Raw genomic sequence first — 13,027 nt, 5'->3', positions numbered from 1 at the left:
GCTTCGATCATGCGGCGGGCGGCGGTGGGGGATTGGCCGCACCAGGGGCCGTTGCAAAAGAGGGCGACGCGGGGGTGATCGCCTTCGCAGATGAAGCCTTCAAAATCGGGCTCGCAGCCAAGATCGCCCAGCCGGTCGGCGGCTTCGGTGTAGGGGACCGAGATTGCGCCGGGGATGGTGGCGGCCTTGAACTCGGGCGTGATGCGACCGTCGATCACCCGTGCTTCCGGGTCTTGCAGGAAGGTCATCAGCTCTAACTCGCCAATCAGCGTTACCCCCTCGGCGGGGATGGCGGGCTGGATGCAGAAATTGGGACAGGGGCGCGAGGTGAGGGCGAAATCCCCTTCGATCTTGTGAGCGTTGTCCTGAATGCGCGAAATTTCGACCGGGCCGGAGGGGGTTTCAACCGTGATCGCCATCGTCTCGGGCGTGATGCCAACCGGGTCAGCCATGGCGGGCATGGCGGGCATGGCGAAGGCGAGGAAGGCGAGGAAGGCGAGGATAGCGCGCATCAGAACACGGCTCCCACTTCATACATCACCGGCTCAAAGCTTTTGACCTGGGCATGGATCACCCGGTTCCGCTCACGCATTTCCTTGGTGCGCAACATGGCCTGAAAATCCTCGCGCCGCGCCCATTGCGAGTAATTGGCAATGCGGGTTTGCGCGTCATTCACATGCAGAGCTCCGGCCTTGAAACCGGGCTGCTTTGAGATCACCTTGGCGTAGGCGTCCTTGAGCGCATCAAGCACGTCTTCGCAAGTGCCCGGCGTGACCTCAAGGGTCGTGAGCACGGTTTGATAGCTGTTATCGGCGGAAATGGTTGGCATGGCTTTTCCTCCCCGGTTGGCCTGGCTGGGAGAAGCATAGCACGGGCAGCCACGGCCTGTTCAACCCATGATGGCATGTCCTCCCCGGTTGGCCTGGCTGGGAGAAGCATAGCACGGGCAGCCACGGCCTGTTCAACCCATGATGGCATGGCGGCTGTGAATTGGCGGCGAGGCTTCCCCCGCCGCCATGGTATCAGCGGATCACGTGCACGCCGCAGGGGGCGTGGCGCACAACGCGGGCTGCTGTGGAGCCAAGGAAGTAGTCTTGCAAGCCGGGGCGGTGCGAGGCGATCACGATGAGATCGGCCCCCATATCCTCGGCCACCTCAAGGATGGTGCGACCGGGGTGGCCCGTTACCACGCGGGAGGAGATGTTCTTGTGGTCCCCCAACTTGGTGGCCAAGGCGGCCTCTACCTCGGTGCGGGCCTGCCGAATTCGGCTTTCATCAATGTAGGTCGCCGCGTAGCTTGGCACCTCCTCGATAACGTGGAGCGCGGTGATCTTGCCGCCCTCCTCAAGAACCCGCTCGGCGATCTTGAGCGCTTCTTCAGAGTTGCGGCTTTCATCAAAGATGATTGGAACGAGAATGTTCTTGTACATGCGCTTTTCTCCCTTGCTTCATTTGCAGTAAGCCTAAAGCCACTCACCAGAAGGTGCATTGACCTAGATCATGACAAAACAAGCCGATTCGACCCGCCCCACCGATAACGAAGCCCGCGCCCTTGCCCGGCGCTTGATCGCCGAGGCCCGTTTTGGCGCGCTGGGGGTGCTCGCCCCGCAAAGCGGAGCGCCCATGGTCACGCGCATTGCCGTGGGCACTGATGAGGCCGGCGCGCCGGTGACGCTGGTGTCGTCGCTCTCGGGCCACACGGCAGCGATGAAGGCGCATTCCGCCTGCTCGCTTTTGCTGGGGGAACCGGGGCCGAAGGGCGATCCGCTGACACACCCGCGCCTGACGGTGCAGTGCGAGGCGGCGTTTGTTTCACGCGGGGCACCCGAGCACAGCGCCATGCGGGAGCATTGGTTAAAGCAACACCCCAAGGCCAAGCTCTACGTTGATTTCATGGATTTCGGTTTCGTCAGGCTGACACCGGTTTCAGCCTTTCTGAACGGGGGCTTTGGCCAGGCGTTCCGCCTAACGCCCGCCGATCTGGGCCTATGAAAAAACGGCCCCGCAGCGTTCACCACGGGGCCGTTCAGGCAAGTTTTGGGGTGATCAGGGTGATCAGTTCGGGTTATCAACCCGCCCGATCACCTGAACACGGCCAGAGCAGGCTTGCTCCCAGGTGAGATCCACCTCCTGGCTATTGGTGCCGCGCTCGACGCGCACATAGGGCATTGACCAAAGCGCGCCGCCGCCGGATTTGGTGATGGCGTTCTCGGTGACAACGCTCTCGACGTTCCGCACCCGGCCACCGAAGGGCATGTAGTCCCCAAAGTTGAGTGTCCAGGTTGAGGCGGCGGTGTTTTGATCAAACTGGAGCATCACCGGGCTGACGGCCATTTGGTTCACCCCGTTAAAGGTGTTGGAGTGGAACGAAACGTTGCGGAAGCGCCCGTAATCCAGCCCGGCAAAGCTCTCGTCCACCTGTTCCACCCGGTCAATCCCGCCGCCGATGGATTTGAAGACGTTCTGGGTGATATTGAGGCCGTGCAGGAAGTGGCCCGAGCCGAATGGCTTTACCACGAAGAAGTTGAACCACGATGCGGGGTGGGTGGCGAAGAAGATATTATCTTCCACCGTCATCGCCCCGAAGGAATACCCATTGGTGTAATCAGGCGTTGCATCGTGCTCGTTGGTCCACTCGATAAAGTTGTTATCGACGTAGTTCGAGGTGATCGTCGTGGACACGTTGGTGGAGGTAAAAACGATCCCCGCCGAGCGCACGCCTTGGTTGACGCCATCGCCCTGGAACCAATGGTTGCCAGAGATGATGTAATTCGATCCGCCAAGCACCAGCCAGTGCTTGAACCGCACGGCGCGGCAATCGCGGATCTTGGCATCATTGGAATTGATGTTGACCGCGATCGAGATGCGGTTTTGCACCAGTTCGCTTTGCTCGGCCGAAAGGAACTGGCACCGGTCCAGCATCATCCCCTGACAGGCCCCGCCGATCGAGGTGATGCCACGGTTCTGCGGCGAGGTGATGAAGCAATCGCGGATGTGAAAGTTGAGCCCGTCCTTGGGCAGCATGATCCCGTTTGCGCGGCTGGAGCACTGGAATTCCATATCCGACAGCACGATCTTGTCCATGTTGTCGAAACCGGAGAAATCGAGCAGGTATTTGAAGCGCGTAAAGGTGTAATTCTGCGTGCCTTCCGCATCATAAAGCGCCTTGTTGAGCGTGAGGGTTTGCGAGCCAATATTCTTGGCCTTCACGTAAACCTCGCGGCCAACCCCGGTGCCTTCAACCAGCGAGCCAACCTCGATATTGGCGACATTTGACACGCCGGTCAGCACCTTGGAGTCTGTCGCGCTGTAGGTGGCCTGCGATGTTGCGACCGTTGGGTCCCAATCCGTGCTGGTTGACGCCTGAAGCTGGCCGTTGCGGATGACGCGGCGCACGAGGAAGCTATCAAGGTTATCAACTGCGGCGTGCACATCGACAGGCTCGGTCAGGTCTACCTTGCGGCCCCCCATATCAAGGCTGTCGTGGTCATTGTAGTTGAACAGGGATTGCACGGCCTTTTCAAAGGCAATTCGCTCATCTCCGAAGGCGTCGATATAGCTTGGGAGATCGAAGTTTTTCTTCAATGTCAGCCGCTTGTCGGTCGGCATCACCAGCGAGCCGACAAAGCGCACCGGGTTGTCCATGGTGATGGTGTTGCCGATATAATAAGTGCCCGCCGGGACCAGAACGGCGCGGCCATTGGCAGCATTGTCGGCATCGTTGAAGGCGGCGGTGTCATCGGTGGTGCCATCGCCCACCGCGCCGTAATCGCGCACATCCACCCAATCCATCATGTCGCGCAGGAAAGCAGAGGTGACATCTTCAACGATCAGATCGTCAATCCGCACGGTGCCGCCGTTCGGGCCGGTCAGATCAAGGCCAACATGGGCGTAGATCACATCGGTATTCCACGGCAGATCAACGCCAGTGCGCGCGCCCGTGCCGATGATCGCGGACACCTCAACCACATCGCCATAGGCGGTGAGCGTGGTTGCCGGGCCGGTCTCGGTAAGGCCGGTCACATGAGAGCCGCCAGAGCCACCGGCCCAGGCCGAAATCCGCACGCCGGGAAGGTTGCCGCCAACGGCTTTTACCCGCGCTGTCACACGCAGATAGCAACCGGGCAGAATTGGCGTTTCGCCCATCGAGCGGATTTTCTGGTTGCTCGTGCTCTTGATCACCTCAAGGCAGCCACCAAAATCGGCATCCGAAGGGACAAGGACCGCCAAAGGATCGCCATCATAGGTGGCACTGCCGGGTGTGCCCTCCTCCTTCGACCACACATCAAGCCCCGCCGAAAATGGCGGCGGCATGAAGACGATCCCATCGGTGATTGCCTTGTTCATCGCAAAACCCCTTTGCTATTGCGCATACAGCCGCGGCCCATCGCCTGCCGTTTGGGCAGGCGGAGCGGCTCGATTTTCATGGTCGTTCGTTCGGAAAAATCCGGTCCGGGGCGGGTGATCCGCCTCGGGTGCACAGATGGTTTTAAGGGGAAAGGTTAAAGCCTCGGTAACCCTAACGTGCGGTGGGGGTCATGCGGAGGAATCGGGGGCCGAGGTTAGGCCACCGGCCTGAAACGCCTCAAGCTGCGCGCCAATACCTTTTGGCACCCTGTTGGCATCTTGCGTCCGCGCCGCTGTGCCGGGCCAGAGCCAGAACACCTATAATCGCGTGCATGAACACACCTCCCCTGGATTTGGGAAGTGTGGCCTGCGGTGCGGTTATTGCAACTCAGCCCAGCTCGCCGGCAAGGCCCTTTTCGATGAGGGCAATGGTTTCATCCACCCCATATAGCGCGATGAACCCGCCAAAACGCGGCCCCTGATCGGCCCCGAGCAGCACCTGATAGAGCGCCTTGAACCAGTCGCGCATCGGGTCAAATCGCTCGCGGCCAACATCATAAACAATCCCTTGCAGCCCTTCGGCGTCTTGCCCGCCATCCCATGCGGCGAGCTTGTCCCTAAGCTCTTCGAGCGCCTCGCGCTCTGGCTCGGTTGGGGCGCGGTAGGTTTTGTTGGGGGCAACGAAATCCTCGTAGTATTTCACCGCGTAGCCCGCAGCGGCGTCTAGGTCAGGATGGCTGTCTGGCGCGGCGTCGGGGGCGTATTTCCCAATGAACCCCCAAAGCGTTTCCTTGTCGCGTGCCCCGGAAACAGACGCGAGATTGAGCAGCATCGAGAAGGGCACAACCATCTTCGAGACCGGCACATCGCCATTGTGGATGTGATAGACAGGGTTGGCCAACCGCTGCGTAGCGTCCTGACCCTCATAGGCGCGCAACTGTTGGTGGTACTCATCCATCGCGCGCGGGATCACATCAAAGAACAGCCGCTTCGCCGTTTTCGGTTTCTGGAACATGAAATAGCTCAGGCTCTCGGTGCTGGCATAGGTCAGCCATTCATCGATCGAGATACCATTGCCCGAGGATTTCGAGATTTTCTGGCCCTTGTCATCCAGGAAAAGCTCATAGGTGAAATGCTCAGGCTTCTTGCCGCCGAGGATTTCACAGATGCGGTCATAGATCGGCGTGTTGGTGGAGTGGTCCTTGCCATACATCTCGAAATCAACGCCAAGCGCGGCCCAGCGCGCCCCGAAATCCGGCTTCCATTGCAGCTTCACATTGCCGCCGGTCACGGGCAGCGTCCACTCGCGACCTTCTTCATCATCAAAGGTGATGCTGTGGTCTTTGGCGTTCACCTCTTTCATTGGCACATAAAGCACACGGCCCGTTTCGGGGTGAATTGGCAGGAAGATGGAATAGGATTGGCGGCGCTCTTCGCGCAGGCTTTTCAACATCACCTTCATCACATCATCATAGCGCTCGACGGCACGCTTGAGCACCTCGTCAAACTGGCCAGAGGCGTAAAACTCGGTTGCGGAGATGAACTCATAATCAAACCCGAAGGTATCGAGAAACCGGCGCAGCATGGCGTTGTTGTGGTGACCGAAGCTTTCATGGGTGCCGAAGGGATCGGGCACGGAGGTGAGCGGCTTTTGCAAATGTTCCTGCAACATGTCCTGATCGGGAACATTGCCGGGCACTTTGCGCATGCCGTCCATATCATCAGAAAAGCAGATCATCCGGGTCGGGATATCGGAGATCACTTCGAAGGCGCGGCGGATCATTGTTGTGCGCAAAACCTCGCCGAAGGTGCCGATATGCGGCAGGCCCGAGGGGCCATACCCGGTTTCAAACAGCACGTGGTCTTTTTTCGAACCCGCCGCTTGGATCCGTTTGAGCACCGCTCGCGCCTCTTGGAATGGCCAGGCCTTGCTCTCCATTGCGGCTTCCCGAAGTTCGGACATATCTCGTGCTCTCATTTGCAGGGCACCCTGTGCGCCCCTCTGCTCTGCTCCCTATTGCGGCGCTGGGGCGAGGTCAATAAAAGCAACGGCAGACGCATGGTTTTCCCAGCCTGAGAGGCCCCCAGTGACCGAAGCAACCCCCTCGATGACCCCCACTGACGCCCTCGTGGCCGTGATGATCGCCGTTTCGGCGTCTGATGAGGCAATCCGCACCACCGAACTGCTCACGATTGAGCGCATCGTCAATCACCTTCCGGTGTTTGCCGATTATGATCAGGACCGCATTCGCCCGGTCTCGGAAATGGTTCTTGATCTTTTCGAAACCGAAGATGGCCTTGATGCGCTTTTCGGTTTGGTCCGCGAGGCCCTTCCGGAAAAGCTTTACGAGACCGCCTATGCCCTTGGCTGCGATGTTGCGGCGGCTGACGGGATGCTGCGCGAATCTGAATTGGTTTTTCTCCAGGAAATGCGCTACGAGCTTAACATCGACAGGCTTCATGGAGCCGCGATCGAGCGCGGCGCGCGCGCGCGGCACATGACCCTCTAAAACCGCTCAACCGGCTGCCATTTTTAATTTTAACGGCTTTCTGCGGGTCGCGTGCAGGGCGCGCACCGAGGTTAGGAATGCAGCCGTGAGCATGGCAAGCTGGTCCAGATGCTCCTCCATCTGGATTTGAAAACTGTCGAGCTGGTTGATGATGGCTGTCAGGCTTTCGTTTTTCTGCGGCAGGCTGGCGCTTTCGATCTTGCACATCATCCGTGTGGTGGAGAGGCCAGCGATCAACCGTTTCATCGCCATCACGCCGTTGGAAAATCTGGTCGCGGTCTTTTCGAGTATGCCCAACTGCTCCTCGGCTTTATCTCGGCAGATTGTCGCGGTGGCCGTTAGGTGCTGTTTTTCATCGCTCCGGTTGACAGGGCAATCCGGATCATCGGCCTCGCCATCGAATTGCACACAAACTTCATCCATCACCCTGGCCACGCCGCTGAGGTAACCGCAGTTGCGCATACTGTGATCTAACCTGCCGAATATGCTATCCGCGCCCTGCACATAACCACTTGCCCAATCCGAGATTTCCTGGCTGATAGAGCCATAGTTGGCCGAAATCGCCGCGATCGGACCGCCGGAAGCCTCAAGACGTGAGGCGAGGATGCGCATGTTGTGCGGAATGCCCTCGATGGCACTGAAGGTTTCGCAAAGCGCCAGGGTGTGTTCCTTTGCTTCGTTTACCGCTTGGTACAGCCGGGCAAAGTGCTGGCCGCGCTCTCCAACCGCCCTTTTCAACGCCGTGTCAGTCGCCGCGAGTTCTGCCGCGAGGCTTTCGGCCATGAAGGTATCGTAATTCCCATAGCCCATTTTCTGGAGCCGCTGGAGCAGCCGCACAGCACTCTCTTCATCGGAAAGTTCCTCCGTCTCCTCAACCTCATGGAGCGCGGCATAGGTGGCGGCGACCGCCTTAAATAACTGCGATCCGGGCTTGATCCGAACCGAAAGGTAGCCCCCCTCAACGGGCTGAATTATGGCATAAACCCAATAGTGCGACCCATCCTGGGCTACGTTCTTCATATAGCCTGACACACTTTCACCCGCTCGAAGCCTCTCCCAGAAGATATGGAAAAAGCCCTTGGGCATATCCGGGTGGCGCACCATCTCATGATGCGCGCCGATGAGCTGTGACCAGGGATAAGACGACAGGCGCTGGAATACCTCGTTTCCCGCCTGGATGATTCCTCGCTCATCGGTGCGCGAAAAGAACAGCTCGCCATAGTGAAACGGGGCTTCGCCAAAGCTCAACTCGTCGGTGGTGTGAAACATGAAGCGACGCTCCCTTCAGGCAACTTTTCGGGTTTGATATTTGATCTGCCGGTCTTTCACAGCGTGGCCCATTCCAAGCCCTCGCGACGCAGAAAGGACGGTTGCTGTTATTTCGCCAATTTTTTCGAGCCGGTTTTCCAGCTCTGCCTGGAACTTGTCGAGCTGGCCAATGATCGCCATCAGGCTCTCGTTCTTTTCTGGCAGGCGCGCACTTTCGATTTTGCACATCATCCGTGTGGTAGAGAGCCCGGCGATCATCCGCTTCATTTCGCCAACGGCCCGACCAAAGACCACCGCTTCTTTTTCGACCATGCCTAGGTATCTATCCGCCGAGTCCCGGTAGTCCCGTGACACTTCCTTCAAAAGGGCTTCTTCGTCGTGGCGGTTGATGGGGTTGTCCGGGTCATCTGACTCGTTTTCAAATTGCTGCCTTGCCTCCTCCAGCAGCCTGACCATGGCCGATAGCATACGGCTTCGGCTCACTGAGCGGCGCAGGTTGGCAAAGGCGCTGTCGTCGGAGATGACAAAATGGTTCACCCAGTCGGAAATTTCGCGAGACATAGACCCATAGTTCGAAGAAATCGCCGCAATCGGGCCGCCCGAGGCCTCCAGGCGCGAGGCCAGAATGCGCATGTTATGCGGCACCGCTTCAATGGCGCGGAAGGTTTCACAAAGGGCGTTGGTGTGCGTGATCGCATCGCGAACCGCTTTCGAAATGGCCGAAAACTGCTCACCCTGCAGGTTGCGCCCGCGCCCGAGCTTTTCGTCCCGAGCGGAGAGCTCTTGCGCAAGGCTGGAGGCCATGAAGTGCTCAAAATCGGCGAACCCCAATTCCTTGAGCCGCTCAACAAAAATGGCGCCGCTCTCTTCGCCAGAAAGGTCTTCCTCCTGCTCACGTTTGCGCACGATGGCATACTCAGCCTGAACGTTCGCAAAGTTATATGAGGTTGGCTTGACCTGAACCGAGATAAACCCGCCGGAGGGCAAGGGCGATGAGAGGGCGAAAACCCAGTAATGAAGCCCATCTGCGGCAAGGTTTTTGACATAGCCCGAGGCCATGCGGCCATTCTTCAATCTCTCCCGGAACAGGTGGAAGAACCCCTTGGGCATATCGGGGTGGCGGGTCAGATTTTGCGAGGCACCAAGCAGCTTTTCCCAAGAATGATCAGTCACGCGCTGAAACACCTTGTTGCCAGATTGGATCACGCCGCGCTCATCGGTGCGGGAGAAAAACACCTCTTCAAAATCAAAGGGGGCCTCACCGCTGCGTGGGCGTTTCGTGTTTGGCTCGGTATCGGTCATGCATCCCCCGGTGCTTGCAAGAATCAGGCAGTGCCCGACCGAGCACCACGAGGAGGGAAGCTAAGGTCAGAGGGTTTGGGATTAATTAACGTCGCCGCTGTCAGCCGCTATAGAGGGTCGTCCAACGCTCGATCAGGCGCATTTGGAGGTTCTTGGCCCGTTTGTTCCACGCGCTCCCGCCCGGCGGCCTTTCACGCTCGGCCTTTGAGAGCCTTTTGCGGCGGCTTTCATCTGCCGTGAAAATCGCAAACGCCAGATCGGTGCCATCAGGCGCGGTGACATAGCCAGCAAGCGCCGAAACAAAGTTGAGCGTGCCGGTTTTGGCGTGGATCCTGAGCGGATGCCCCTTGATCACCCGCCCCTTCACATCGCGCATCGGGATTGGCTTTAGCAACGGGCGCAGGCCCAGTTTGGGCGCAAGCCCGGTTAGAGCGGCCACCATTTCACGGGTGGAGATGTGCGAGCTGTCGCCCAGCCCCGAATGATCAACAAAGCGGGCCTTGCGCGCCCCGCTGCGCGACGACAGCCAACGCGCCATTTCGCCGGCTGAATCCTTGAGGTTGCGGGGTCGCTTGCCGCCTTTGGCCGACGCCGTCATGCCCACCACTTCAGCGGTGAGATTGGTGGACCATTTCATCATATCGCGCAGAAGGCTGCGCAGGTCTTCGGACTGAACCTGCGCCAGCACCTTGCCCTTGGGGATGCGCCGTGCAGGATCGCCCAGCCCGACCTTCACACCATTCGAGCGCACCAGAGATTGGAACACCTCGCCCGCGTAGGCACCCGGATTGCGCACCGGAAGCCAGCGGCTGCCGCCCTTGCCAAGGGCCTTGCGTGAAACGGTCCAGCGATCTACCCCGCCCTGAAGCTTATAGGTATAAACCGGCACATCGCGGTTCACGACCTCCATGCTGGCTGAGCGAACAGGCGGGCTGTAGCGCTCGGTCCGCGCATCCATCGCCACGCTGTACCCACCGCCCGCACGGGTCCACTCAAAATGCACGCGGTTGTAATTGAGGTTCATCCCGGAAATCCCGGGCGAGTACCCCACATGATCAGGCTGGCCCGGATCAATCGTGCGGATACCGGGCAGAGCGCCGTCATAGACCCTGAGCTTGCCAGTGACAGCGGCAATGCCGGCCTTTCTCAGCCCCGAAGCCAGATCGGCCAGACCATCGGTCGTGAGCGATGGATCACCTGTGCCCACCAGCACGATATCACCCTTCACCGTATTGCCAACAACCGGCCCCGTTGCCACAACGCTGGTGGTAAAGCGGTGCCCGCCGCCGAGCCGCTCTAATGCGTAGAGCGAGGTGATCGCCTTGGCCACCGAAGCGGGCGGCATCGGCAATAGCGGATTGTGCGCCTCCAGCACCTTGCCGGTTTTGGCATCGGCCACCACAAAGCCCACCTTGCCGCCAAGCTGTGCGGCCTCGATCAGCGCTTCATAGGCATTGGCACGCCGCACCGGACCACGGGTGCCGCCCGGTTTGCGCATCGGGCGCAGCGAGGTTGCGGGCGGGTTGGCCCAGGCGATTTCGGCGGTTCCAGCCAGAAGGCCAGCGAGCACCAGGCGTCGGGAAAGAAGGGGCACAGTCATAATAGCACCAAATCAAAAGCTGCGGCGGGCCTCAAGACGGCATCGGATCACGACTTCGCCTTGCGGGCCGCGCGAATCGCGCTCGAAGAAATATTGCGCATGGGAATGTTGATGAAACACCAAGCGGGGGGCGTTGCAAAGGGAAGGCGGTGAGACGCGCGCGCAGGCAGCTTGGCGTCGGCAAAGCTTGCTGCCGCCTTCGACATCCGCGCAGAAAGCCTGTCACCGGGGCGGGCGATCACCCCGATCGGCACCCGCTGCATGATCTCGCGCCATTTGTCCCACTGGTGAAATTGCGCCAGATTATCGGCCCCCATCAACCAGGTGAAACGCACGCCGGGGTAGCGCATTTGCAGCGCACGAAGGGTTTCCGCGGTGTAGCGCGTGCCAAGCCGCGCCTCGATATCCGTGACCACCACGCGCGGGTGGCGTATCAAGGCCCGCGCGTGCCGAAGCCGGTCTTCCAGAGGGGCCGGGCCATGGGCTTTGAGCGGATTGCCGGGGCTTACCAGCCACCATACGCGATCAAGGCCAAACCGCTTGAGCGCCTCACGGGTCACATGGGCATGGCCCTCATGCGCCGGGTCAAAAGACCCGCCCAGCAGGCCAATGGTTTGGCCGGCGCGGGCATATGGCAGATTGGCGCGCATCACGGCTCCTTCCCTTGGCGTCACCGAGGTAGCCAAATGCTGGCTTGGGTTCAATGCCCGCGCTGCCCCCTTGACGGCGACAGATAGCTGACCATAGTCAGGCACCATGTTGACCGATATCGCCCGCATCCGCCGATTTAACCGCGCCGTCACCACCGAAGTGGGGGCCCTCGACGATAGTTTCCTTGGCCGTGGCCGCCCGCTTGGCGTGGCGCGGGTGCTCAATGCAATCGGCCAATCGGGCAGCGCCGGGCGTGAGCTGGGCGAGGTGCGCGACTTTCTCCAACTGGACAGTGGCTTGCTGAGCCGCATCCTGCGCACGCTTGAGGAGGAAGGGCTGGTGCTCACCGCGCCCCACCCCGATGACGGCCGCAAACGGCTGGCGCGGCTCACCGCCAAGGGACAGGGCGAATTTGCCGCCTATGAAAGCCTTTCAGACGGTCACGCGGCACGGCTGCTTGGGGGGCATCCGCGCCCGCAATCCCTGCTCGACGCGATGGACCTCATCGCATCTGCGCTTGGGCGCAACCGCATCGAAATTTCCCAAGCCGATCCGCGCGATGAGGCCAGTCTCTATTGCCTCACAGAATATTACAGCGAACTTGCCCGCCGCTTTGATCAGGGCTTCGATGTGACCCTGTCTGCCGATCCTGATGCCGCCTCGATGCGCGCTCCTTGTGGCACGTTTCTGCTGGCATGGTCTGATGGGCTGCCGCTTGGCTGTGTTGGGCTCAAGGGCAATGGTGGCACGGTGGGCGAGATCAAGCGCATGTGGATCGCGCCCTCGGCCCGTGGCCTTGGGCTGGCCAAGCGGCTGATGGGCGCGGTTGAGAGCGCGGCACGCGCCCTCAGCATGAACACCCTGCGGCTTGATACCAACTCTGCGCTGCCCGAGGCCGTTGCGCTTTATCGCAATAGCGGCTGGCATGAGATCCCGCGCTTCAATAACGATCCTTACCCGGATCACTTCTTTGAAAAGGCGCTTTAGGAACCGGCGGCACGCGCGCGGCTTATCGCGGGCATTCCCAATAGCGCGATCCGCTTTCCTGCGCGTCGCCCTGATTGCCCTTTCCGCCCGCCTCGCCTAGATGAGGGGCAACACGACCTTCGGAGGATACCATGGCTGCTTATCAATACGTCTATCACATGGATGGCGTCTCAAAAACCTATCCCGGCGGCAAGAAATGCTTCGAGAACGTCCGCCTGAGCTTCCTGCCCGGCGTGAAGATCGGCGTTGTCGGCGTGAACGGTTCGGGCAAGTCGACCCTGATGAAAATCATGGCCGGGCTCGACACGGATTTTTCTGGCGAGGCCTGGGCCGCCGAAGGGGCCAAGGTCGGCTACCTGCC

13 protein-coding genes are annotated in these 13,027 nt (G+C 60.0%); 4 read left to right on the top strand and 9 right to left on the bottom strand.

The window, feature by feature from the left end:
* The 3 genes from P1U55_RS14485 to P1U55_RS14475 all read right to left on the bottom strand — a co-directional run.
* On the bottom strand, window positions 1–512 hold a 512-nt coding region (locus P1U55_RS14485), incomplete at its 3' end, for a rhodanese-like domain-containing protein (RefSeq protein WP_301048340.1).
* Window positions 512–829, bottom strand: coding sequence for an antibiotic biosynthesis monooxygenase (locus tag P1U55_RS14480; protein WP_301048339.1), 318 nt, complete (start codon window positions 827–829; stop codon window positions 512–514). The genes P1U55_RS14485 and P1U55_RS14480, both read right to left, overlap by 1 nt.
* Window positions 830–1,022: 193 nt before the next feature.
* Window positions 1,023–1,430, bottom strand: a complete 408-nt coding sequence (locus P1U55_RS14475; protein WP_301048338.1) for a universal stress protein — start codon at window positions 1,428–1,430, stop codon at window positions 1,023–1,025.
* Between the two features lie 70 nt (window positions 1,431–1,500).
* Between P1U55_RS14475 and P1U55_RS14470 the strand changes: the two genes are divergently transcribed.
* Complete coding sequence (locus P1U55_RS14470; protein WP_301048337.1) at window positions 1,501–1,992, top strand: pyridoxamine 5-phosphate oxidase; 492 nt, start codon at window positions 1,501–1,503, stop codon at window positions 1,990–1,992.
* A 63-nt stretch (window positions 1,993–2,055) separates the two neighbouring features.
* Here the strand turns inward: P1U55_RS14470 and P1U55_RS14465 are convergent, their stop codons facing one another.
* On the bottom strand, window positions 2,056–4,347 hold the full coding sequence (locus P1U55_RS14465) for a glycosyl hydrolase family 28-related protein (RefSeq protein ID WP_301048336.1): 2,292 nt from the start codon (window positions 4,345–4,347) through the stop codon (window positions 2,056–2,058).
* A gap of 388 nt (window positions 4,348–4,735) precedes the next feature.
* A complete protein-coding gene (locus tag P1U55_RS14460) occupies window positions 4,736–6,310 on the bottom strand; it encodes a lysine--tRNA ligase (protein WP_301048335.1) in 1,575 nt (524 codons plus the stop codon).
* Between the two features lie 145 nt (window positions 6,311–6,455).
* On the opposite strand from P1U55_RS14460, the gene P1U55_RS14455 reads away from it, so the two are divergent.
* Window positions 6,456–6,857, top strand: coding sequence for a tellurite resistance TerB family protein (locus P1U55_RS14455; protein WP_301048334.1), 402 nt, complete (start codon window positions 6,456–6,458; stop codon window positions 6,855–6,857).
* A gap of 6 nt (window positions 6,858–6,863) precedes the next feature.
* Here P1U55_RS14455 and P1U55_RS14450 read toward each other — a convergent pair whose 3' ends face one another.
* The 4 genes from P1U55_RS14450 to P1U55_RS14435 all read right to left on the bottom strand — a co-directional run bounded on the left by P1U55_RS14450 (window position 6,864) and on the right by P1U55_RS14435 (window position 11,678).
* Complete coding sequence (locus P1U55_RS14450; RefSeq protein WP_301048333.1) at window positions 6,864–8,126, bottom strand: PAS domain-containing protein; 1,263 nt, start codon at window positions 8,124–8,126, stop codon at window positions 6,864–6,866.
* A 15-nt stretch (window positions 8,127–8,141) separates the two neighbouring features.
* Window positions 8,142–9,428: a chemotaxis protein gene (locus P1U55_RS14445; protein WP_301048332.1), complete on the bottom strand. Its 1,287-nt coding sequence runs from the start codon at window positions 9,426–9,428 to the stop codon at window positions 8,142–8,144.
* A gap of 100 nt (window positions 9,429–9,528) precedes the next feature.
* Window positions 9,529–11,028: a D-alanyl-D-alanine carboxypeptidase/D-alanyl-D-alanine-endopeptidase gene (gene dacB / locus P1U55_RS14440; RefSeq protein WP_301048331.1), complete on the bottom strand. Its 1,500-nt coding sequence runs from the start codon at window positions 11,026–11,028 to the stop codon at window positions 9,529–9,531.
* A 47-nt stretch (window positions 11,029–11,075) separates the two neighbouring features.
* On the bottom strand, window positions 11,076–11,678 hold the full coding sequence (locus tag P1U55_RS14435; RefSeq protein WP_301048330.1) for a nicotinate-nucleotide adenylyltransferase: 603 nt from the start codon (window positions 11,676–11,678) through the stop codon (window positions 11,076–11,078).
* A 106-nt stretch (window positions 11,679–11,784) separates the two neighbouring features.
* Between P1U55_RS14435 and P1U55_RS14430 the strand changes: the two genes are divergently transcribed.
* Entirely contained in the window at window positions 11,785–12,666 is an 882-nt protein-coding gene (locus P1U55_RS14430) for a helix-turn-helix domain-containing GNAT family N-acetyltransferase (protein WP_301048329.1), read from the top strand.
* Between the two features lie 131 nt (window positions 12,667–12,797).
* A partial coding sequence (locus tag P1U55_RS14425; protein WP_301048328.1) for an ATP-binding cassette domain-containing protein occupies window positions 12,798–13,027 on the top strand: 230 nt, incomplete at its 3' end.

Origin of the sequence: Vannielia sp., assembly GCF_029212645.1 — a bacterium.
Classification (GTDB): domain Bacteria; phylum Pseudomonadota; class Alphaproteobacteria; order Rhodobacterales; family Rhodobacteraceae; genus Vannielia.
Note: the sequence above shows the minus strand (reverse complement) of the source record. Positions and strands in the feature narration are given on the sequence as shown.